Consider the following 22,881-nt stretch of genomic DNA (forward strand, 5'->3'; position numbering starts at 1 on the left):
TGCATATGCACACTCCAGGAGTCCGTTATGGACACAATGGCTCAAGTCAAGGCCGCGCTCGATGAGACGTTCGGCAAGATTCACAACGATATTGAAGGCTTTCGCGCCGAGCTTATCGACGTGCAACAACGCATGGCGGGCATGAGCGAAGGCGGTTGGCATCGCGGCGGCGGCTCGGCAAGCAAGGGCATGCTGGGCGAACTCATCACGAAAAGCACTCTGATTGAGTCGTTTCGCGCGAACGGGCAAAGCGCCCAGGTCACCCTTGAGACGGGTAATCTCACCAAGGCAATCGCGCCGATGGTGAGCACGCTCGCGGACCCAGACGGCACGCCAGTGCCGCCACAACTTCGCATCGCGGCGGCCTTGCAACTGCCGACCCTGTGGCGCGCGTTGCAAAGCACGCCAGTCACTGGCACGAATGCGATCCAGGTCGTTCAATATGACCTGACAACGGGCGCAGCGGTGCAGGTTGAGGCGCAACCGAAAGTTGAGGCGGGCAACACACCGACCGTGCGCACCTGCCCGATTCCAACCGTCGCAATCGTAAAAAAATGCTCGGAGCAATTGCTTGCCGACGTGGAGCAGTTGAATCAATTCCTCAATTCGGAATTGTCCAATGCCGTTGATGTGGCAATCGACGCTGAAGTATTGCACGGCGATGGAAGCACGGGGCATGCGCTCGGACTCGATCAGACCGCCACACCATTCGCGCCGAGCGCCGATGCCACGAACATGCTTGATGCACTCCTGCAAGCGATCGGGCAATTGATGGCATCGGGCGGTGCTCGGATTGTCGTTGGCCTCGCACCAACAGATGCGGTGAGTCTCGCCACGCTGAAAGGCGATGATGGACACTACCTGATCGATCCGTTGTCACCGCAACGATCATTGTGGGGTGCCACACTCGCCGCATCGCCTGCCGTGCTCCCTGGTACGTTCTACGCGTGCGCGAGTCCGCTCGGTGCATGGTGCGCGATGCGCTCCGATATTCAGGTGCGTCTCGGTTGGGCCGATGATGACTTTGTTCGAAACCTGCTCTCGTTCCGAGCCGAAGCGCGCGTGGGGCCAGTGACCGAGCACTCATCGCTCGTACTCAAGGGTGGCTACACTACAAGCGGCACCGCAGCATCGAAGGCGGCAACACCGAAGCCTGCATCGAAAGCATAAAGAGTCCGAAGTAAATCCGCCGCGCTCTTCGCTCGCGATCGAGCGCGGCTTTTTTTCGGTGAAGGCGGATGGCAGGGGCGGATCAAAAGTCTAAAAGTTTTTTCGCGAGACACCTTCAGCCCACTTCTGCCCTTCGCAAAGTCCAGAATCGCCGTTTTTGTCAGGGAGCCGACGCCATGCCCACGCACCATGAAACCCGTGATCAGGATGGCCGTCTCGCGCCGCCTCCCGGCCTCTCAGACGCTGCGCGCAAGCTCTGGAGTGCCACGGTCGGCAGTTATGCGCCGGACCGCTTCTCCGACGCGCACCGACCGATGCTGGCCGCGCTCGTGCGTGCATATGCATTGGTGGATGAGTGCGCACGCGACATCGAAAAGCGTGGCGCGCTCGTGGCGGGCCGTGACGGGCTTCGGGAGAATCCGGCATGCCGGGCGATGCGCCGTGCCACCGCTAGCGCCACAGGGCTCTCCACCAAGCTCGGATTAGGCGTTGGCCGTCGCCTGAAAGAACAGCGGCGGGAGAAGAGCGCGCTCGATGTGATGTTTGAGGCGGGCATCGATGTGGCCCGATTGCCGCGCGATGCAGGGGGAGCCATTGCCTACGACGCGCCGCTCTTCAAGCGCTTCACCGGGCTCTACTTTGTCGATGGCCGGGAGGTCGATGCATGGCTGAACCGCTATCCAGCCCCTGCCGCCTGAGATCCGGCCCGCCATGCCGCTCGCGTGCGTTCGTGCGTGTGTTGGGGCAGGGCCGCGTGCCGAAGCCGCCACAGGCCCGGAAAAGCAAAAAGCCCGCAGAAGCGGGCTTTTGTTTGCGCGACGGGTTTGGCGGGATTCTGGCGGGTTTTGTCCAAATAGTGTCCAAAACCGGGAAAGAAAAACGTTCCCTAAAAGGCCTGAAATCGTGCAAAGCCTTACTGGGCTTTGGTTGCGGGGGTAGGATTTGAACCTACGACCTTCGGGTTATGAGCCCGACGAGCTGCCAGACTGCTCCACCCCGCGTCCGTCAGAGAAAAGAAGTATAAGGCACCAGGACCATTCCGTCAAACATCTTTTTCATACGATTGAAACACCACGCGTTCGGGCATCGTCGAGCGAGCAACCTGCAACCCAAACTTACTTCGGACAACCTGGTAAATTTCACTGCGCCTGCGCGGGTTCCACCAGCGGCCGCACCTCTTGCGCCCAGGCGAGCCACATCTCCTGCGTATGAATGCCCGCCTTGAGGATCGCGTACTGCAACTGCTGTCCGCGCGTGAGTGAAGCCGCGCCAAAATCGCGCTGTTCGATCTCCCGATACGTCGCGAGCCGCGCGCGATTTTCCTCGATGAGCCTCGCGAGCTCCTCAGCGAGTCCGAGCGGCCCGATCACGGCATCGGCGCGCAGCTTGAGCAGGAACACGTTGCGTGAGTCGAGGTCGAGCGGCGTCTCGCGCGCCCAGCGCGCGACCTCGTCGCGCCCTACCGGCAACACGCAATACACCTTCTTGCGCGAGGCAGCGGCCGTTTCGTCCTCGATGACCGACACCCACCCCGCCTCGACCATGCGGCCCAGTTCGCGATAGATCTGCTGATGCGTGGCGTGCCAGAAGTAGCCGATCGCGCGATCGAAGCGGCGCGCGAGGTCGTAGCCCGACGAAGGCTTTTCCAGCAAGGCGATGAGGATGGCGTGCGGCGTCGACATGCGGCGATTCTAAACCACGGCTTATCCGATGCCGGCTCTGTTACGGATCGAATTTTTCCACTATGCAACTGGTTGCATAGTGTCGACGCCTTTGCTATGTTTAAGCCTGCCAGCCGATTCCAGAGTCGGCGCTACGAACCTGGCAACAAATCACGCGACGGCAGCCTCACCCGGCCGCCGCGCCAGTCAAGGAGATATGGATGTCCCTGCCCGCCGTGCTGCGCCGCGGCCTGTCGATTCCGGTCGTCGGCTCGCCCCTCTTCATCATTTCGAATCCCGATCTCGTGATCGCCCAGTGCAAGGCGGGCGTCGTCGGCTCGTTCCCCGCGCTCAATGCACGGCCCGAGCATTTGCTGGGTGAATGGCTGGACCGCATTACCACCGAACTCGCCGAGTACAACGCGAAGCACCCGGACGCTCCGGCGGCGCCGTTCGCCGTGAACCAGATCGTGCACAAGTCGAACGACCGCCTCGAGCACGATCTGGGCGTGTGTGCGCAATACAAGGTGCCGATCGTCATCACCTCGCTCGGCGCGCGCGAAGAGGTCAACCATGCGATCCACGCATGGGGCGGCATCGTCCTGCACGACGTCATCAACAATACGTTCGCGAAGAAGGCGATCGAGAAAGGTGCGGACGGCCTGATCGCCGTTGCCGCCGGTGCGGGCGGCCATGCGGGCACGCTCTCGCCGTTCGCGCTCATCCACGAGATTCGCGAATGGTTCGACGGTCCGCTGCTGCTTTCGGGCGCGATCGGCAACGGCAACGCGATTCTCGCGGCGCAGGCGGCGGGCGCGGACCTCGCCTATATCGGCTCGGCGTTCATCGCCACGCACGAAGCGAATGCCATCGACGCGTACAAGCAGATGATTGTCGAAGGCAGCGCGGGCGATATCGTCTACTCGAATCTCTTCACGGGCGTGCACGGCAACTATCTGCGCCAGAGCATCGTCGCGAGCGGCCTCGATCCGGAAGCGCTGCCGCAATCGGATCCGTCGGCGATGAATTTCGGCTCGACGCGCGTGAAGCCGTGGAAGGATATCTGGGGCTCGGGCCAGGGCATCGGCGCGGTGAAGAGCGTCGTGCCGGCCGCCGAACTCATCGCGCGTTTGAAGCGCGAATATGAAGCGGCGCGAGCGCGTCTGGGCGTGGTTGCCGCACAGCAAGCCGAGGAACAGGCCGCGCTTTGATGCGCGGCGCGAGGCGGGAGCGATCATGCTGCGCCCGCCTCGCCTCGTTATGAATCGGCGCGCCTTATGCGTGCGATTTCACGCGCGCGATTTCCTCTTCGACATCGCGCAACTGATCCTTGCCGAAGTACATCTCGTCGCCCACGAAGAACGTCGGCGAACCAAATGCGCCGCGCTCGAACGCCGACTGCGTGTTCGCAAGCAACGCGGCTTTCACATCGGCGTCCTGAATCGCCGTTTCGAACGCCGCGGCGTCGAGGCCGTCCGCCTCCAGCGCCGCGCGGATCACAGCGGCGTCGTCCATCTTGAGTCCCTCTTCCCACATGTGCGCGAACATGCGGTCCACGTAGCGCTCGAATGTGCCGTTGCGTTGCGCCGCAATCGCGCCGCGCATGATCTGCAACGTATTCACCGGGAAGTTCGGATTGTGCCGATAAGCCGTGAGCCCGTGCCGCTCGATGAAGCGGCGCATCTCCAGCATCATGAACTTGCGCTTGTTCTCGATGCCCGCGTACGCCTCGCCCGGCGAGCGATTGCCGCTCAGCTTGAAAAGACCGCCAAGCAGGATCGGCACATACTCGAAACGCACCTGCTGGCGCGCCTCGATGCCGCCGATCACCTTATGGCACAGGTAGGCGTTAGGACTGCCAAAGTCGAACAGAAACTGCACCTTGATGTCACCCATTGTGTCTCCGCTATGTAAATTCGCGCGCCTTTGCCCCGGCGCGGCGACATCCTAAGATACCTGAAACCGGGCTGCCATTAACGACCGTGAGACAAGCACCATGACACAAAAGAAAGCCGTACTGGTAATCGGCGCAGGCGACGCCACCGGGGGCGCCATCGCGCGCCGCTTCGCACGCGAAGGCTACATTGCATGCGTGACGCGCCGCAATGCCGACAAGCTCGCGCCGCTCGTCGCGCAGATCGAAGCCGAGGGCGGCGAGGCGCACGCGTTCGGCTCGGACGCGCGCAAGGAAGAGGACATGATCGCGCTCTTCGCGGACATCGAAGCGCGCATCGCACCCATCGAGGTGGCGATCTTCAATATCGGCGCGAACGTGCGATTCGGCATTACCGAAACCACGGCGCGCGTCTATCACAAGGTCTGGGAAATGGCCTGCTTCGCCGGCTTTCTGATGGGACGCGAAGCCGCAAAAGTGATGCTGCCGCGCGAGCGCGGCTCGATCTTCTTCACGGGCGCGACCGCGAGCCTGCGCGGGCGCGAAGGTTTCGCCGCATTCGCGGGCGCGAAGCACGCGCTGCGCGCGCTTGCTCAGTCGATGGCGCGCGAACTCGGGCCGCAAGGCATTCACGTCGCGCAGATCATCGTCGATGGCGCGATCGACACTGAGTTCATCCGCGAGAATTTTCCGGAGCGCTACAAGCTCAAGGAACGCGACGGCATTCTGAACCCCGAGCACATCGCCGACGCCTACTGGACACTGCACCAGCAGCCGCGCGATGCCTGGACGCACGAACTCGACTTGCGGCCGTGGCTGGAGCAATGGTGAGGCCATTGCCGCGCGTTTCGCGAAGCAGGCGATAATGGCGCCGAAGTGCACTGAAAGCACACCGTCACCCTATCGAGCCTCACATGAAAATCGCCACCTGGAACGTCAACTCCCTGAAGGTCCGTCTGCAGCACGTCATTGACTGGCTCAACGAGAGCAAGACCGACGTGCTCTGCCTCCAGGAACTCAAGCTCACCGACGACAAGTTCCCGCGCGCCGACCTCGAAGCGCACGGCTATCGCAGCTGGTTCGCGGGCCAGAAGACCTATAACGGCGTGGGCATCCTCGTGCGCGAAGGGCTCTTCGTCGACGAAGCGACGGTCGTGCGCAACATTCCGGGCTTCGAAGATCCGCAGCAGCGCGTGATCGCCACGACCATCGGCGATGTGCGCGTAGTGAGCGCGTATTTCCCCAATGGCCAGGCGCCCGGCACCGAGAAGTTCGCGTACAAGCTGCAATGGCTCGACGCGATGCACGACTGGCTCGCGCAGGAGATGCAGCGCTACCCGAAGCTCGCGCTGCTCGGCGACTACAACATCGCGCCCGAAGACCGCGACGTGCACGATCCGAAGGCCTGGGAAGGCCAGAACCTCGTCTCGCCGGAAGAGCGCGAGCAGTTCCGGCGGCTGATCGAACTGGGTTTCGTCGATGCGTTCCGCCAATTCGAGCAGCCGGAAAAACTCTTCACCTGGTGGGACTATCGCATGTTCGCGTTCCGCCGCAACGCGGGCTTGCGCATCGACCATATCCTGCTCTCTCCCGCGCTGGCCGGGCACCTCACCGCGTGCGAAGTGGACAAGGTGCCGCGCAAGTGGGAACAGCCTTCCGATCACACGCCGGTGATCGCCACGCTCGATATACCGGGCTGAACGCCTTACCAGTTCCCCGCGAGCGTGGTCCACAGAAAGCGAAAAACGAGCGCGTCATACTCCGCGCGCTCGAGCGAATCGCTGCCGGGGCCATGACCGCCTTCGGTGTTCTCCAGATACCAGACATTCGCGTGCCCCTGCTTCTCCATGCGCGCGACCATCTTGCGCGCGTGCGAGGGGTGCACGCGGTCGTCGCTCGTCGACGTGGTGAAAAGCGACGCTGGATACGCTACGCCGGGCTTCACATGATGGTAAGGCGAGTAGGCGGCAAGCGCAGGAGATTCTTCGGCATCCTCAGGATCGCCGTATTCGTCGATCCATGAGGCGCCCGCATGCAACAGCGGGTAACGCTGCATGTCGAGCAGGGGCACCTCGCACACCACTGCGCCGAACAGCTCGGGACGCTGCACCATGCATGCCCCCACGAGCAGCCCGCCGTTGCTGCCGCCCTTGATGCCCAGTTGACTGGCGCTCGTATAGCCATCGGCAATCAGTTGTTCGGCGACCGCGATGAAGTCGTCGAACGAACGCTGGCGATGTTCGCGCTGCGCCTCGACGTGCCAGGCGGTGCCGTACTCGCCGCCGCCGCGAATGTGCGCGATCGCCACCACGCCGCCCTGCTCCAGCCAGCCGATGCCCGAGCCCACGAGATATTGCGGCGTGAGCGCGATGGCGAAGCCGCCGTAGCCCGTGAGCAGGCACGGCGACGCCTTGCGCGACCCGCCTTCGAGTACGGCCTTCGGGCCGATCACGGTGAACGGCACGCTCGTACCGTCCGCCGAGCGCGCATGCGAGCGGATGACCGTGAGCGGTCCGGATTCGAACTGCGTGGGCCAGCGGTCGAGCAGCTCCCATTGCTGAAGATCGGTTTGCGCGAGATCGGCGAGCCAGTATTCGGGCGGCAGCAGATAATCGTCGACGTCCACGAACACTTCGTCGTTGAGCGTGTCTTCGATGGGCGAGACATCCACCTGCGAACTCGCACGCGCGGGAAACACGCGCGAGTCCCAGTGCCACGCGCCCTCTTCCTGCTGCGGCTGCCAGAGCATCGTGCGGCTTTCGACGTCGTCGAGCCAGGACACGATCAAGACGTTTTTCGTATTGGTCCAATCGCACGCCGACGTAACGGGCGTGGGCGTGAAGAGCGCCGTGAACGCGCGATCGCCCGCGAGGAACGCGTCCTCGCGAATCACGAGCAATGCACCGCCCTTGTACGTCGCGCCCGAAACGCTCCAGTCGAGGCGCGGTTCGAGCAGCAGCCAGCCATGCCATGCGCCCACCGAGACATGCGTCGGCACGTCGTACACCTGCCAGGCACCGCGCTCATCCAGACGATACGTATATGAATCGAAGAAGTCGACGCTGCGCACCACATCGTGGCGCTTCTCGACCGGATCGTAGTCGCCCTCGACGCTGATGTCGTCGAACTCGCCGCTGAACACCACGGGCGCGTCGGCGAGTGCGGTGCCGCGCGTCCAGCGGCGCACCTCGCGCGGATAGCCCGAGCGCGTGAGCATTTTCTTGCCGCTCTTGCCGCCCGCGTCCCACCCCAAATACACGGTATCGCGGTCGATCCACGAAATGATGTGCTTGCCTTCCTTCGCAATGGCAAAACCATCGACGACGAATTCGCGCTTGACGATGTCGAACTCGCGCACGATGACCGCGTCGGAGCCGCCATCGGAAAGCTGGATCAGCGCGCGGTCGCCGTCCGGGTAGACGATGTCGATGCCCGCGCACACCCACGGCATGCCCTCTTTCGCGCCGAGTGCGTCGAAGTCGATGAGCGTTTGCCACTGCGGCTTGTGGGCGCGCCAGTCGCCCCACAGCGCGCGGCGCCACAACCCCTTGGGGTTGTCCTCGTCCTCCCAGAGGTCATAGGCCCACTCCTGCCAGCGGCTCGGGATCACGGGCCGCTCGCGCGGCAAGTAAGCCTGCGCGAGGCGTTTTTCGAGCGCCTCGAAGCGAGCGCCGCCCTGCCACGCGGCGCGCGTGCGCGCGTTCTGCGACTCGACCCAGGCCATGACGGCGGGGTCGTCGAGCGATTCGAGCGAAAGGAACGGGTCGGCCTCGGTGGGCCAGGGGGAAGTCACGGGCATGATCGGTCGTCGACAGGAAAACAGCGTCGATTATGCCCTGTGTGCGCGCGGCGCACTGCGCATCGGGCCGGTTCGCTTTGCACGACGCCGGCCCGATGCACTTCGCTCTCAAACGCTCATTCCAGATTGAGTTCCTGGATCTTGCGCGTGATGGTGTTGCGGCCAATGCCGAGACGCTCGGCCGCCTCGACCTTGCGCCCGCGCGTGAAGTCGAGCGCCTCGCGGATCACGGCAGCTTCGAAGCGCCGCGAGAGTTCATCCATCACGTCGGCGCTGTTCTCGCGCAGGAGACGCGCGACTTCGGTGCGCAGACCGCTCTCCCACACGCTCATTGCCGACACCGCGGCAGCGGCGCCGTTGGGCGCGCCGAACACCGGCGTCGCGAACACCACACCGCCCGACACACCGCCAACCGCGCCGGGCAAGCCTGCTACAGCACCCGCAACAGGCGAGACGCCGCCTGCGCCATTGGTCACAGCGCCCGCTTCGGCAGCGGCCGAAGCATCGACGAGATGCACCGCCGCACCCGCCGGGCCGTGCGCAGGGACGAGGTCAGGCGGCAGATCCTTGATCTCGATGGTCTGCGCGGGCGCCATCACGGTGAGCCAGTTCGCGAGATTCTCGAGCTGACGCACGTTGCCCGGAAACGGCAGCGCGGACATCCAGGCCAGCGCCTCGTCCGACACGCGCTTGGGCTCGACGCCCAACTCGCGCGCGCTCTTCTGGAGGAAGTGGCGCGTGAGCAGCGGAATGTCCTCGCTGCGCTCGCGCAGCGCCGGCAGGCGCAGTCGAATCACGTTGAGCCGGTGATACAAGTCCTCGCGAAACAGCCCCTGGCGCACGCGCGTTTCGAGGTTCTGGTGCGTCGCGGCGATCACGCGCACATTCGCACGCAGCGGGTTGTGTCCACCTACGCGATAGAACTGCCCGTCCGAAAGCACACGCAAGAGACGCGTTTGCAGATCGAACGGCATGTCGCCGATTTCGTCGAGAAACAGCGTGCCGTTCTCGGCCTGTTCGAAGCGCCCCTGGCGCATGGCCTGCGCGCCCGTGAACGCACCACGCTCATGACCAAACAGTTCGGATTCCAGAAGATCCTTCGGAATCGCCGCGGTGTTCAGCGCAATGAACGGACCGTTCGCGCGTGGGCTATGTCGGTGCAAGGCGCGCGCGACAAGCTCCTTTCCGGTGCCAGACTCGCCCGTGATGAGCACGGTCGCCGCCGAATGTGAAAGCCGCCCGATGGCGCGGAACATGTCCTGCATGGCCGGCGCCTGGCCGAGCATTTCGGGCGCTTCGGCGGGGCGCTCGTCCCACTGCTGCTCGCCACGCATGCTTTCGTCCACGGCGCGGCGAATCAGCTCGACGGCCTTGTCGACGTCGAAGGGCTTGGCGAGATACTCGAACGCGCCGCCCTGAAACGCGGCAACCGCGCTGTCGAGGTCCGAGAACGCCGTCATGATGATGACGGGCAACCCGGGCACGCGCTCGCGCACGGTTTGCAGCAGTTCGAGCCCCGAGCCGCCCGGCATGCGGATGTCGGAGACGAGCACCTGCGGGCTGTCGTGCTCGAGCGCGTTCGCGGCTTCGCGCACGTTCGAGAAACTGCGGGTGGCGAAATTCTCGCGGGCAAGGGCCTTTTCTAGCACCCAGCGTATCGATTGGTCGTCGTCTACTATCCAGATCGGCTTCATAAGATCGGTCAGAAGTCCTGGTGGCGTGCGGTATCAGTGAATCTATAAACAGCTTCAGTTGTCTGCCTGGTTATCCGCCTAGTTATCAAGCGGCAGCAAAATCTGAAACTCGGTGTGGCCCGGCCGGCTGTCCACTTCGATGAGTCCGTCGTGCTGCTGCACGAACGTCTGCGCGAGCGTGAGGCCGAGACCGCTGCCATCCTCGCGTCCGGAGACGAGCGGATAGAAAATGCGATCGCGAATATCCTCGGGAATGCCGGGTCCGTTGTCAGTGATATGCAAGTCCAGTGCCAGCTTGCACAGGCGTTTGGAAATCGTGACCTTGCGCGCAATACGCGTGCGCAATTCGATGCGCGCGTCGCCCTGCGAAATGCGCTCGCGCAGCGCCTGCGCCGCGTTGCGCACGATGTTCAGCAGTGCCTGGATCAACTGCTCCTTGTCGCCGCGCAGGTCGGGCACGCTCACATCGTAATCGCGCTCGATGTTGAGGCCGCGCGGGAATTCCGCGAGGATCACGGCGCGCACGCGCTCGCACACCTCGTGAATATTCACGTCGCCGACGATGTGCGGATGCCGGTGCGGCTCCAGCAGCCGGTCGACGAGCGTCTGCAGGCGGTCCGACTCCTTGATGATCACCTGCGTGTATTCGCGCAGCTCGTCGCGCTCCAGCGCGCCGAGTTCGAATTCGAGCAATTGCGCCGCGCCGCGAATACCGCCGAGCGGGTTCTTGATCTCGTGCGCGAGATTGCGGATCAAATGCTTGTTCACGGCCGTGAGGTCGTGAATACGCTCCTCGCGATCGCTGCGCAGATGCCGCTCGTTCTCGAAGAGTTCGAGCAACACGTACTCGGGTGCGCTCTCGAGAAAACCCACGACGACATGCACGTTCAGCGGCTCGCGCCCGGGGCGCTCCAGCGAAGCGTCGAGTCGAGTCGCGTGAAAGCGATGCTCGGCGATCGATGCGATCGTCGAAAGCAGCTCGTCCGCATTCGAGAAGAGATCGGACCACGCCATCTGCGCGAGTTGACGGCGCGACAGATCGAGCATCGCCTCCGCCGACGGATTCGCGAAGGCGACACGCAGTGTGCGCTTGTCGAGCACGAGCACGACAGTGGGCAGCGCCTCGAAGCCAGGCAACAGGCCCGACTCGACGAGCGGCGCGTCGTCGGAGAGCGGTTCGGCGTGGCCCTTTCTTGCCTTGATCAGATTCTTGAGCACCATGTTTCAGGCCGGCCGCCATGCGGCGCGCCAGCAACGGTCCTGGTCAATACGGCAGGTCAACAAGCGACTAGCGGCCCAACGAAAAAGGGACGGCACCGCCGTCCCTTGGAGACCTTTTCGCAAGCGTCGTGCGAGTCGGGGGAACTGAACCGGCGCTTCGCTGAATGGAGTCCAGCGAAGCGCCATCGCCAATTACAGCGAGTAGTACAGTTCGAACTCGACCGGGTGCGTGGTCATACGCACGCGTTGCAGTTCGCTTTCCTTCAGCGCGAGGTACGCGTCGATCATGCCGTCGGTGAACACACCACCGCGCGTCAGGAACTCGCGATCCTTGTCGAGCGCGTCCAGAGCCTGGTCGAGGCCGGCGCAAACGGTCGGGATCTTTGCATCCTCTTCCGGCGGCAGGTCGTACAGGTTCTTGTCAGCGGCTTCGCCCGGGTGGATCTTGTTCTGCACGCCGTCCAGACCTGCCATCATCAGTGCCGAGAAGCACAGGTACGGGTTGGCGAGCGGATCCGGGAAGCGCGTTTCGATACGGCGGCCCTTCGGGTTCGACACGTGCGGAATACGGATCGATGCCGAACGGTTGCGTGCCGAGTAAGCGAGCTTGACCGGTGCTTCGAAGTGCGGAACGAGACGCTTGTACGAGTTCGTGCCCGGGTTCGTGATGGCGTTCAGCGCGCGAGCGTGCTTGATGATGCCGCCGATGTAGAACAGCGCGAATTCCGAGAGACCTGCGTAGCCGTTACCCGCGAACAGGTTCTGGCCGTCCTTCCAGATCGACTGGTGAACGTGCATGCCCGAACCGTTGTCGCCCACGACCGGCTTCGGCATGAACGTCGCCGTCTTGCCGTACGTGTGCGCCACGTTGTGGACGATGTACTTCAGTTGCTGCGTCCAGTCCGCGCGCTGAACCAGCGTCGAGAACTTCGTGCCGATTTCGTTCTGGCCCTGGCCCGCCACTTCGTGGTGGTGCACTTCGACCGGAATGCCGATCTGCTCGAGCAGCAGACACATTTCCGAGCGGATGTCCTGGAACGTGTCGACCGGCGCGACCGGGAAGTAGCCGCCCTTCGTACCCGGACGGTGACCCGTGTTGCCGCCTTCGATTTCACGGCCCGACGACCACGGTGCTTCATCCGAACCGATCTTCACGAAGCAGCCCGACTGATCCGTGTTCCACTGGATCGAATCGAAAATGAAGAATTCCGGCTCCGGACCGAAGAAGGCGGTGTCGCCGAGGCCCGTGCTCTTCAGGTAGGCTTCAGCGCGCTTGGCGAGCGAGCGCGGGTCGCGCTCGTAGCCCTTGCCGTCGGCCGGTTCGACCACGTCGCAGGTCAGCACGAGCGTCGACTCTTCGTAGAACGGGTCGATGAAGGCCGTATTCGCGTCCGGCACGAGCAGCATGTCCGAGGCTTCGATGCCCTTCCAGCCGGCGATCGACGAACCGTCAAACGCATGACCCGACTCGAACTTGTCTTCGTCGAATGCCGACAGCGGAACCGAAACGTGCTGCTCCTTGCCGCGCGTGTCCGTGAAGCGGAAGTCGACAAACTTGACGTCTTCGTCCTTGACGAGTTGCATGACGTCGGCCACGGATTTACTCATAACCTATTCTCCTGATTAACGATTTCGGCGAACGCTGCCGCCGTCCCAATCTTGTTGATCCCCGCCGGCCGCCTCCTTCCCAGGTCTGTCCTGCTGACCTCGGTGGCCGGCTGCGAATCGATCGAGACATATAAAGCAGCTTCCGTGCCATGCATGCGCCAACGTGGCGCAAATCCCTTTCGCGACACACACTTGGAGTCAAAAATCGTGCGCCGCGCTTTTGTGGAGCCACCAGCATGGCGGCTCATCGGCACCAAATTCGTGCAATCCCGAATTTGGCGCGCGAATCTCTCTTCATTATGGTGCAAAACGCCTCGCATGCACCACTACGATGCATCCCACCCTTTTGTGCCGCTTCGTTCCGGCTACAGCACCGCACTCTCTCGGCTTCACGTTGTCCGGACCGTCGTACCCGCTCCGTCCCCACGCGCTAGAATGATTTTTTGGTCCAACGCGAAACAGGAGATCCGTTGTCATGAGTACGCTCGAACAGTTGTACGCCCAGGCCGAGAAGCGCCGCGTCGAGAACCAGCTGCCCTACGCGGGCGCGGTATCGCCCGCAGAGGCATTCGAGCTTCTGCAGCTCGATCCGCGCGCGCGTCTCGTCGACGTGCGCACGCGCGCCGAACTCGACTGGGTCGGCCGTCCCGTCGTGGGCGACGGCCAGTATTCGCACGTCGAATGGACCCGCTATCCGGGCGGCGTGCCCAACGCCGAGTTCCTTACCCAGCTCAAAAGCGCCGTGGAAGCCGACGCGCCAGTGCTGTTCCTGTGCCGCAGCGCCGCGCGCTCCAAGCTCGCCGCCATCGAAGCCGCAAAAGCGGGCTTCACGAAAGCCTATGACCTGCTCGAAGGCTTCGAAGGCGACAAGGACGGCCAGGGACACCGCAAGACCGTCACCGGCTGGTGCTTCCGCGGCCTGCCGTGGATCGGCGCCTGAAGCCCCAATCAAGGCCCCGCTTCAACCCAACGGGCCACTCTGAGCGCCCCGTGTGACATACAGATGATGCGCCGCCTGCCCTCCAACCGCATGCGGCGCACCTTCACTCACTGACTCAAAAACCCGCGCGCGGCCCGCTGCGGCGCTCGCGATCGGGCGCGCCCTCACCCGGCGCCGCCGGCTCGACCACATCGCCGCCCAGCTCGTGCACGCCTTCGCGCAGCTTCACGAAAGCGGCCGCCACGGCTTCGGGCTCACCCTTCACGCCCAGATCGATGTGCCGGCGCGCGTAAATGCCGCCGCGCTCCGTATCGCCCACGCTCGGCAGGCTGAACACCCGCACGCCCGGAAAATCGCGCTCGATGCGCTCCATCAGCGGCGTGAGCGTCGATTCCGGCAGCTCGAACACAAGCAGCGACTTTTCGGCGTGCGGCGTCTGATGATGCAGGTGTGCGTACTTCGTGTCGAGCACCCACTCGATCATCGGCCAGGCCATCACGGGGAAACCGGGCACGAAGTGATGATCGCGAATCGAAAAGCCCGGAATCTTGTTGTAGCCGTTCGGGATGATCTCGCAGCCCTGCGGGAACGTGCCCATCTGGAAACGGTGCAGATTCTCGGGCGACTGATAGTTCACGGGATCGGCGCCCGTGTGCATGTCGCGAATGCGCTCGCTGATCGCCGTCTCGGCGTCCGGATGCAGCGCGAGCGGCACGCCCAGCGCCGCGGCCGCGCACTGGCGCGTGTGGTCGTCCGGCGTCGCGCCGATGCCGCCCGTCGAGAACACGATGTCGCCCGAAGCAAACGAGCGCCGCAGCGTTTCGGTGATGCGCTCGGGGTCGTCGCCCACGTACTGGGCCCACTCGAGCGAGAGGCCGCGCGCGCCGAGCAGTTCGATGACCTTCGGCAGATGTTTGTCGGAGCGGCGCCCCGAAAGGATCTCGTCGCCGATGATGATGACGCCAAATGCCATGTGTCGCCTCGTTGAAATGTCTTGATGGAGCGTCAGTGCACGATCGTCACGTCGCCGGACGACTGCTGCACTTCGTGCGCGCGCATGCGCTGAAGCGCGCGCAGGCAGTAGTGCCCGAACCAGAGCGCCGTGAACACGAGAATGAACGCATAGATCCAGATGGTGACCGCCGCCAGCACCGGGAAAAACAGTATCAGCCACGCCGACACGGCCCAGATCGCCGTGGGCAGCGACCCGAGCAGCCCACTGACCACGCCGATCACGAGCAGCGGCAGCCGGTGGCTGCGTACCAGCGCGCGGCGCTCCTCGACGGTTGCGTGCAGCGCGAGCGCGTCGTAGGTCATGACACGATACGTGAGCCAGCCCCACAACAGCGGCGGAATGAGCGCGAAGAACGGCGGAATGAGCCAAAGCGGCAGCGTCACGATCATCACGATCAGGCAGACGATGGTCGTGACGAGCGAATAGAACAGGCTGCCATACCAGCTTCCGCCGCGCCGCAGCTCGAGCATCGGGTACTGGCGCTTCGAAAGATGACTGATCACGCGCGGCATCGAGATCGCGACGATCAGCAGCAGCACGGAGATGACGATGAGGGGAATCGTCAGGATGATGACGAGGAACGGCGCGATCGTCGCTCGCAGCCAGCCGAAGCCGAGCGCGTCGAACAGGTGATACACGTAGGCGGTGGACGACGAGTTCGCGAGCACCCCTCGCACGATGTCGAGCAGCGGCTGCCAGAACACATAGAGCACGCCGCCCCACACCGCCGCAGCCACGAGAAATGGCACGAACGTGAGGAGCAGCATGGCGGGATGGAACACGCTCGCGAGCGCGCGTCCGAACGAGCGCAACAGGTCATTCATGCGAGCGGAATACGGCGAAAAGGACGGGTGGAGAACACGGTGTCGGCGAAATCGGGGCGACCAAGCCGACAGCATAAACCACCGCGCGCACGGCGGGTAAGACGGGTGAGAGGAAGGGGGAAGACGCCGCGCCGGCGCTCAGGTCACGGTGGCGTCGTCGCGCGCCTCGGCCTGCGCGGCAGTCGCGGCCTGGGAGCGCGAACGCAGGCGCCGCGCGATGCGCCTGAACGCATAACCCTGCTGCGCCCAGAAGCCGTCGCCATAGCGTGCGCCTTCGAGCTGGTCGCGAATGCCCGTGGGCTCGATCTCGCGATTGAACGACGCGCTGCCGAACATCATGTCCCACCAGGGGAACAGCACGCCGAAGTTGCAGCCGTAGTGCGTGCCTTCGTGGCCATAGCCGATGGCGTGATGGCGGCGGTGAAAGCGCGGGCTCACCACGAGCCGCTCGCCCAGCCAGCCGAAATGCACGCGGATGTTGGCGTGCTGCACGCTTTGCACGAAGTTCGTGAGCGCAACGAGTACCACGAATTGCGCGGGCGGCACGCCGATCACGAGTGCGACGGCGGCGAACATGCACGACTGCCCGATCACGTCGAGCAGATGGTTGCGGTCATCGCACCAGAGCGACATCTTGCGCTGGCTGTGATGCACGGCGTGCAGCTCCCACCAGATGCCGTAGCGATGCGATAGCCGGTGATACCAGTAGCTGCAGAAGTCGAGCACCACGAGGTAGATCGCGAACGCGACGAGCGGCTGCGTGGTCACGCCCGGCCAGAGGTTGTCGAGGTCCACCGTCTTCACGCCCATGAGCCGCAGCGCGCCCTGCGCACGGTCGAAGAACGGCTGCATCGTGAAGAAGAACAGCAGGTTCAGAATGCCGAGGCGCGTGACCCAGGTATAGAGCGCGTCGACGCCCACGCCCTTGCGGTCGCGCCATTTCTCCGCGGGCACGAGCGCTTCGAGCGGGCGCAGCAGCGCGTACATCAGGCCCACCTCGAGCACACCGACGATCACCCAGTAGAGCGCGTCGTAGGTGTCCTCGTCCACGTCCATCATGCCGACGTGGAAGAGCATCGGCTGGATCGCGTTGACGTAGAGGAGCGTCTGGAGCCACGACAAGAGGTCGTCCGCACTCGAAACTACGCCCTGCCCCGCATGCGCGATAAAGGCCAGCACCGACGCCACGATGTCCACGCGCGCCCCCTGCCCCTTTACGCCCCGTTCGGCGCCGTGACAGGCGCGCGATCGTAGAAGTAGATACCGTGCGGCGAGCGGCCCACGGCGATGGTCTTGACGAGCTTCTTCGTCTGCATGTCGATGAGGCCGATGTGCTTCGCGAAGCGGAACGTCACCCACAGGTAGCGCTTGTCGGCGGTCAGTTCCATGTCGTCGGGACCGGGCATCAGACCGCTGATCTCACCGGTCTTTTCGAGCGTTTCCTCGTCGATGACGCTGATGACGTTCGCCACACGGCTCGACACCAGCACGTGGCGGCCGTCGACGAGCGAGCGGAAGTTGTGCGCGGCCTTGCCGACCTGGATCGTCTTGACGATCTTCTGGTTGCGCCAGTCCAGCACCGCGACGTAGTCGGCGCCAGTCATGCCGACGAGCAAGTACTTGTCGCCGGGCGTGAGCCACAGGCCGGCCGGTGCGGGGCCGACCTTCATCTTCCAGAGCACCTTTTGCGTGGGCAGATCGACGGCGGCGATTTCGCCCGAAACCTGCAGCGAAACGAACACGGTGCGGCTGTCGTTGGTGAACGCCAGGTGGCTCGGCATGGCCGAGAGCGGCAGCCGCTTGGCGAGCGTGATGTTGCTGCCGCCCGCGTAGTTGTAGATGTCGAGGCGGTCGAGGCGCAAGCCCGTGGTCACGAACCACTTGCGGTCGGGCGAGAAGCCGAGTTGATACGGGTCTTCGACGTTCTCGACCCAGCGCTGCGGCTTGCCGGTTTTCGGATCGACGAACAGGAGGTTGTTCGACACCGAGTTCGCGACGATCAGCGAGGTGTTGTCCGGCGTGGGAAAGAGGTGATGCGGTTCCTTGCCCGTGGGCACGGTGCCGACGACTTCGTGCGTCTTGTCGTCGATGAGGCTCAGTGTGGCTTCGCCCGAATTGAGGACGATGATGTTGTTCGCGTGAGCGGCCGTTGAGACGAGCGCGGCGCAGGCGAGCGCGACGGCAGCGGCTTTGCTGGCGACGCGGCTAAAGGTGTTGTTGTTCGGCATGAAGAATCGTTCCCGGGCAGATTCGTGATTGTAGAACGTCTACCTGCACGCAAGGTTGACGTAAAGCCCTTGAAATATGCAAGGGGCGCAATTAAGCGCCCCTTTTCGAACGAGTGTTATGGCCCGTAATGTCCCGGTTGCCACGGCAGTTGCGGCTTATCGCTGCATCGATTCCCAAACCTTGTGGAGGCGCTTGACAGAGACCGGCATCGGCGTGCGCAACTCCTGCGCGAAGAGCGAGATGCGCAGCTCTTCGAGCAGCCAGCGGAACTCCGAGAGCCGCGGGTCGAACACGCCGCCTCGCTGCGAAAGCGCGCGCTGATATTGCTGTGCGAGCGGCTGGAATTCGGCTGCCTGGCGCGCGTCGCGAGCGGGGTCGGCGCGCAGCTTGTCGATGCGCAGCGCGACGCCCTTCAGGTAGCGCGGGAAGTGCACGAGCTGCGCATAGGGCGTCTCCAGAATGAAGCGCTTGCTGATAAGCGCATCGACCTGTGCCTGCATGTCTGCCGCGGGCGCGCCGAACGCCTTGGCCTGCACGAGCTTCTTCGCCAGCGAGGCGTATTCCGCGAGGATCTGCCCCACCAGGCGCGCGATTTCCTGCGCGAGCAGCGAGAGACGTCCGCGGCCTTCGTCCTTGCGCGCGTGGAAGCTCGCGTCGTCGTCGGGCAGCGGGTCTTGCAGGCAGGCGCGGTCGAGCGCGAGTTCGACCAGCTGGTCGCGCAGCTCCTCTTGCGTGGCGCGCGCCATGAACTGCATGGCCATCTCGCGCAAACCCGGCAGGTTCTTCTCCAGGTAGCGGATCGGCTCGCGCAACTGCAGCGCGAACAAGCGACGCAGCCCCGCGCGGTGAATGCGCGCAGCCTCCTCCGGCGAATCGAACACTTCGACGTCGCAATGCGTGCCGCGATCGACGAGCGCCGGATAGCCGAACAGGGTCTGTCCGCCGCGACGGATTTCCAGCAGCTCGGGCAGCTTGCCGAAATTCCACGTCGTGAGGTTTTCGTAGAGCGCGGTGGCAGGCGTTGCGTCGCCCGGCGTTGGCGTTTGCGGCGCGTTGCTCTTTTGCGCGGCCTTGCCGCTTGCCTCGCGCTCGACCTGGGCGCTCTGCGGTACCTCTGCGCCCTGCGCATGCGTTTCCAAAGCCGCCAGCGCCGTCGCGCTCGCAAGCTTCTGGAATTGCTGTTGTGCCTGAGCGCCGAGTTCGGCGCGCAATTGCGCAAGGTTGCGGCCCATCGCGAGCTGGCGACCGTGCTCGTCGATCACCTTGAAGTTCATGAAGAGGTGAGCGGGCAGCGTCTCGAGCTTGAAGTCGGCGGACTTCAGGGCGATCTGCTTTTGCTCGCGCACGTCGGCGATCAGCGCCTCCAGTAAACCGCCCGCGCCGAAACGCTCGCCGCCCACGCGCTCCGCGAAGCCGGCCGCATACTCGGGCAGCGGCACGCAGTGGCGACGCAGCTTCTGCGGCAGCGACTTCAGCAGCAGTTGCGCCTTCTCCTTGAGCATGCCCGGCACGAGCCATTCACAGCGGCGCGCGTCGACCTGGTTGAGCGCGTAGAGCGGCACCGCGAGCGTCACGCCATCGCGCGGCGAGCCCGGCTCGAAGTGATACGTGAGCGCCATCGCCACGCCCGACATCGTCATGCGCTTCGGGAACAGGTCGGTCGTGACGCCCGCCGCTTCGTGGCGCATCAGGTCGTCGCGCGAGAGGTACAAGAGACGCTGCTTGTCCTCGGGCTGTCCGATCTTTTTCACCTCGTCGCGATACCAGCGCTCGAACGACGCGCCCGAGTAGATGCCTTCGGGAATCGCCTGATCGTAGAAGCCGTAGATCAGTTCGTCGTCGACCAGCACGTCCTGGCGGCGCGACTTGTGTTCGAGCTGCTCGATATCGGCGAGCAGCTTGCGGTTGTGCGCGAAGAACGCGAGCTTCGTGTCGAACTCGCCTTCCACGAGCGCGCCGCGAATGAAGAGTTCGCGCGCTCGCGCCGGGTCCTGCTTGCCGAACGCCACGCGCCGGCGCTGGTACACCGGCAAGCCATAAAGCACGCCGCGCTCGAACGCGCTCACCTGCGCCGCGCGTTTTTCCCAATGCGGCTCAGAAACGGATTTCTTCAGCAAATGCGCGCCCACCTTCTCCAGCCACTCGGGCTCGATCTTCGCGATGCAGCGCGCGTAAAGGCGGCTCGTTTCGACGAGTTCCGCCGCCACGACCCAGCGCCCCGCTTTCTTCACAAGCGCCGAGCCCGGCCACAAGTGGAACTTGATGCCGCGTGCGCCGAGGTAATACGGCTCGTCGTCGGCTTTGAGGCCGATGTTGCCGAGCAGGCCCGTGAGCAGCGCGTGATGGATCTGCTCGTATGTCGCGTCGGATTCGTTGATGCGCCAGCCATGCTCGCGCACCACCGTCAGCAATTGCGAATGCACGTCGCGCCATTCGCGCAGGCGCAAGTGCGAAAGGAAATTCGCGCGACACGCATCCAGCAGTTGCCGGTTGGACTTCTTGTGCGCAACGGCGTCTTCGAACCAGGCCCAGATCTTGAGCCACTGAAGGAACTCGGAGCGCTCGTCCGCAAAACGGCGATGCGCCTGGTCCGCCTGCTCCTGGGCCTCGATAGGCCGGTCGCGCGGGTCCTGCACCGAAAGCGCGCTCGCGATGATGAGCACTTCGCGCAGCGCCTGCTCGTCGCGCGCACCGAGAATCATGCGGCCCACGCGCGGATCGAGCGGCAGGCGCGCGAGTTCGCGGCCGAGCGGCGTGAGCGCGTTGTCGTCGTCGACCGCGCCGAGTTCGTTGAGCAACTGATAGCCGTCGGCGATCGCGCGGCCCGGCGGCGGCTCGATGAACGGGAACGTCTCGATTGCCGTGAGATGCAGCGACTTCATGCGCAGAATCACGGCGGCGAGCGACGAGCGCAGGATTTCCGGATCGGAGAAGCGCGCCCGCGCGACGAAATCCGACTCTTCGTAGAGCCGGATGCAGATGCCGTCCGCAACACGCCCGCATCGGCCCGCGCGCTGGTTCGCGGCAGCCTGCGCAATCGACTCGATCTGCAACTGCTCGACCTTGTTGCGGTACGAATAGCGCTTCACGCGCGCCAAGCCCGTGTCGACCACGTAGCGGATGCCCGGCACCGTGAGCGAGGTCTCGGCCACGTTGGTCGCGAGCACGATGCGTCGCGCGTTCGACGACTTGAACACACGCTCCTGCTCCTGCGCGGAAAGCCGCGCGAAAAGCGGCAGGATTTCCGTGTGCGGCGGATGGTGCTTGCGCAGCGCTTCCGCTGCGTCGCGAATCTCGCGCTCGCCGGGCAGGAACACCAGCACGTCGCCTGAACCTTCGCGGCAGAGTTCGTCGACGGCATCGACGATGGCTTCCATCAGGTCGCGATCCGTATCGCGTTGCGACTTCTTGCTCTCGCGGGGCGCCGTGCCCTGCGCGTTCTTCACCGCCGGACTGTCTTCCTGCACCGGGCGATAGCGCACTTCCACCGGGTACAAACGCCCGCTCACCTCGATCACCGGCGCGGGCTTTTCCTCGCTGCCGAAGTGACGCGCGAAGCGATCGGCGTCGATGGTCGCCGAGGTCACGATCAGCTTGAGGTCGGGCCGGCGCGGCAAAATCTCTTTCAGATAGCCGAGCAGGAAGTCGATGTTCAGACTGCGCTCGTGCGCCTCGTCGATGATGATCGTGTCGTAGGCCTTGAGCAGCGGATCGGTTTGCGTCTCCGCGAGCAAGATGCCGTCGGTCATGAGCTTGACCGAGGCGCCCGGCGAGAGGTTGTCGGTGAAGCGCACCTTGTAGCCGACCACTTCGCCGAACGGCGTATTGAGTTCGTCGGCAATGCGGCGCGCCGTGGCCGAAGCCGCGATCCGCCGCGGCTGCGTATGTCCGATCAGGCCCGTGCCGCCCGCGCCGAGGCCACGGCCCAGCGCGAGCGCGATTTTCGGCAACTGCGTGGTCTTGCCCGAGCCCGTTTCGCCGCTCACGATCACGACCTGATTCTGCGCAATCGCACGCGCGATTTCCTCGCGGCGGCCGGAGACCGGCAGCGCTTCGGGGAAGGTGATCGGCGGGACCTTGTTCGGCTCGACGTTCGCGCGCGGGGCACGCGGCGGGCGTTCGCCGCGCGGCTTGCGTTCGGTCGATTCGCCGGCTTCGCTGCGTTCGTTGCCGGAGCGAACGGCGCGCTGCGCGGACTGATCGCGTTCGCGCACCGCTTCGGGTCGCGCCGCACGTTGCGCGTTTTGCTGTTGCGGTTTTTGCTGCGCAGAGGGATTGCGCCGCTCTTTCTGCGGCGCGTTTCCCGAAGCATCGCGCGGCGCGCGTTGCGTTTGAGCGCGCGCGGCTTCGCCGGACGCAGCGTGCGGCGCGGACCTTGACTCTTGCGCATGCGTGTCGCGCTGCGCTTGCGGCTTGCGCGGCGCACGCGCTTCACCCTGCTCTGCGCGTTGCCTGCTTTGAGGCGCGCGACTTGCCTCGCCGCGCGCCGGTTGCCCAGCGGCTGGCTGAGTCGCACTACGCGGTTCGCGCGGTCGCTCAGGCTTGCGTTCTTCACCACGCGCGCCATGCGTGTCCTGTGGCTTGACGGCCTGTGCCGGCGCAGCCTCCGTTGCGCGCTTGTCCTGCACACGCGCGCCGCCCAGCGCACCGCCGCCCATGAGCGCGGCAAGCTTGTCCGACGACGCGAGCTTTTGCCCGTCGCCATACTTCTGCGACGCGCTTTTCGCTTTCGCGCCGTCCTGCGCCGATTCCTGCCCGGCAGGGATGTTGCTGCCCTGCTCCGAGGCAGGTCTTTTGGGTACATTCGACATGGGGGCGCATTATAA

17 protein-coding genes and 1 tRNA gene are annotated in these 22,881 nt (G+C 64.4%); 6 read left to right on the forward strand and 12 right to left on the reverse strand.

What is annotated here, in order from left to right; genetic code table 11:
• Positions 1 to 27: 27 nt before the first annotated feature.
• Positions 28 to 1,170, forward strand: coding sequence for a phage major capsid protein (locus tag VSR72_RS13555; protein ID WP_342952851.1), 1,143 nt, complete (start codon positions 28 to 30; stop codon positions 1,168 to 1,170).
• Positions 1,171 to 1,346: 176 nt separating this feature from the next.
• Positions 1,347 to 1,868, forward strand: a complete 522-nt coding sequence (locus VSR72_RS13560; protein ID WP_342952852.1) for a P27 family phage terminase small subunit — start codon at positions 1,347 to 1,349, stop codon at positions 1,866 to 1,868.
• A 226-nt stretch (positions 1,869 to 2,094) separates the two neighbouring features.
• Here the strand turns inward: VSR72_RS13560 and VSR72_RS13565 are convergent.
• Both VSR72_RS13565 and VSR72_RS13570 read right to left on the reverse strand, forming a co-directional pair.
• Positions 2,095 to 2,171: transfer RNA gene (locus tag VSR72_RS13565), tRNA-Met, on the reverse strand.
• Positions 2,172 to 2,309: 138 nt separating this feature from the next.
• On the reverse strand, positions 2,310 to 2,852 hold the full coding sequence (locus VSR72_RS13570; protein ID WP_342952853.1) for a PadR family transcriptional regulator: 543 nt from the start codon (positions 2,850 to 2,852) through the stop codon (positions 2,310 to 2,312).
• A gap of 200 nt (positions 2,853 to 3,052) precedes the next feature.
• Between VSR72_RS13570 and VSR72_RS13575 the strand changes: the two genes are divergently transcribed.
• Positions 3,053 to 4,042: a nitronate monooxygenase family protein gene (locus tag VSR72_RS13575; protein WP_342952854.1), complete on the forward strand. Its 990-nt coding sequence runs from the start codon at positions 3,053 to 3,055 to the stop codon at positions 4,040 to 4,042.
• 64 nt (positions 4,043 to 4,106) lie between these two features.
• Here the strand turns inward: VSR72_RS13575 and VSR72_RS13580 are convergent, their stop codons facing one another.
• Positions 4,107 to 4,727, reverse strand: a complete 621-nt coding sequence (locus VSR72_RS13580; RefSeq protein ID WP_342952855.1) for a 2-hydroxychromene-2-carboxylate isomerase — start codon at positions 4,725 to 4,727, stop codon at positions 4,107 to 4,109.
• 100 nt (positions 4,728 to 4,827) lie between these two features.
• On the opposite strand from VSR72_RS13580, the gene VSR72_RS13585 reads away from it, so the two are divergent.
• Both VSR72_RS13585 and xth read left to right on the forward strand, forming a co-directional pair.
• Complete coding sequence (locus VSR72_RS13585; RefSeq protein ID WP_342952856.1) at positions 4,828 to 5,556, forward strand: SDR family oxidoreductase; 729 nt, start codon at positions 4,828 to 4,830, stop codon at positions 5,554 to 5,556.
• Positions 5,557 to 5,639: 83 nt separating this feature from the next.
• On the forward strand, positions 5,640 to 6,425 hold the full coding sequence (xth, locus tag VSR72_RS13590) for an exodeoxyribonuclease III (protein ID WP_342952857.1): 786 nt from the start codon (positions 5,640 to 5,642) through the stop codon (positions 6,423 to 6,425).
• 5 nt (positions 6,426 to 6,430) lie between these two features.
• Here the strand turns inward: xth and VSR72_RS13595 are convergent, their stop codons facing one another.
• From VSR72_RS13595 to glnA, 4 genes are all read right to left on the reverse strand, one after another.
• Positions 6,431 to 8,524 (reverse strand): prolyl oligopeptidase family serine peptidase, encoded by a 2,094-nt coding sequence (locus tag VSR72_RS13595; RefSeq protein WP_342952858.1) that lies wholly within the window; start codon positions 8,522 to 8,524, stop codon positions 6,431 to 6,433.
• Positions 8,525 to 8,640: 116 nt separating this feature from the next.
• Positions 8,641 to 10,218, reverse strand: a complete 1,578-nt coding sequence (gene ntrC / locus VSR72_RS13600) for a nitrogen regulation protein NR(I) (RefSeq protein ID WP_342952859.1) — start codon at positions 10,216 to 10,218, stop codon at positions 8,641 to 8,643.
• Positions 10,219 to 10,296: 78 nt separating this feature from the next.
• A complete protein-coding gene (gene glnL / locus VSR72_RS13605; RefSeq protein WP_342952860.1) occupies positions 10,297 to 11,439 on the reverse strand; it encodes a nitrogen regulation protein NR(II) in 1,143 nt (380 codons plus the stop codon).
• 192 nt (positions 11,440 to 11,631) lie between these two features.
• The gene (gene glnA, locus VSR72_RS13610) at positions 11,632 to 13,047 is read right to left on the reverse strand and encodes a type I glutamate--ammonia ligase (protein WP_342952861.1); all 1,416 of its coding nucleotides are present in this window, start codon (positions 13,045 to 13,047) and stop codon (positions 11,632 to 11,634) included.
• Between the two features lie 475 nt (positions 13,048 to 13,522).
• Here glnA and VSR72_RS13615 point away from each other — a divergent pair, with 475 nt between their 5' ends.
• Complete coding sequence (locus tag VSR72_RS13615) at positions 13,523 to 13,987, forward strand: rhodanese-like domain-containing protein (RefSeq protein WP_133181498.1); 465 nt, start codon at positions 13,523 to 13,525, stop codon at positions 13,985 to 13,987.
• Positions 13,988 to 14,102: 115 nt separating this feature from the next.
• On the opposite strand, the gene VSR72_RS13620 is transcribed toward VSR72_RS13615, so the two are convergent.
• The 5 genes from VSR72_RS13620 to hrpA form a co-directional block, all read right to left on the reverse strand.
• A complete protein-coding gene (locus VSR72_RS13620) occupies positions 14,103 to 14,960 on the reverse strand; it encodes a molybdopterin-binding protein (protein WP_342952862.1) in 858 nt (285 codons plus the stop codon).
• A gap of 32 nt (positions 14,961 to 14,992) precedes the next feature.
• Entirely contained in the window at positions 14,993 to 15,826 is an 834-nt protein-coding gene (locus VSR72_RS13625; RefSeq protein WP_342952863.1) for an EI24 domain-containing protein, read from the reverse strand.
• A gap of 138 nt (positions 15,827 to 15,964) precedes the next feature.
• On the reverse strand, positions 15,965 to 17,023 hold the full coding sequence (locus tag VSR72_RS13630; RefSeq protein WP_342952864.1) for a sterol desaturase family protein: 1,059 nt from the start codon (positions 17,021 to 17,023) through the stop codon (positions 15,965 to 15,967).
• A 17-nt stretch (positions 17,024 to 17,040) separates the two neighbouring features.
• Positions 17,041 to 18,054 (reverse strand): beta-propeller fold lactonase family protein, encoded by a 1,014-nt coding sequence (locus VSR72_RS13635; protein ID WP_342952865.1) that lies wholly within the window; start codon positions 18,052 to 18,054, stop codon positions 17,041 to 17,043.
• Between the two features lie 156 nt (positions 18,055 to 18,210).
• Positions 18,211 to 22,866, reverse strand: coding sequence for an ATP-dependent RNA helicase HrpA (gene hrpA / locus VSR72_RS13640; RefSeq protein WP_342952866.1), 4,656 nt, complete (start codon positions 22,864 to 22,866; stop codon positions 18,211 to 18,213).
• Positions 22,867 to 22,881 lie beyond the last annotated feature (15 nt).

Origin of the sequence: Paraburkholderia sp. JHI869 (genome assembly GCF_038900775.1) — a bacterium.
In the GTDB taxonomy this organism is placed as follows: domain Bacteria; phylum Pseudomonadota; class Gammaproteobacteria; order Burkholderiales; family Burkholderiaceae; genus Paraburkholderia.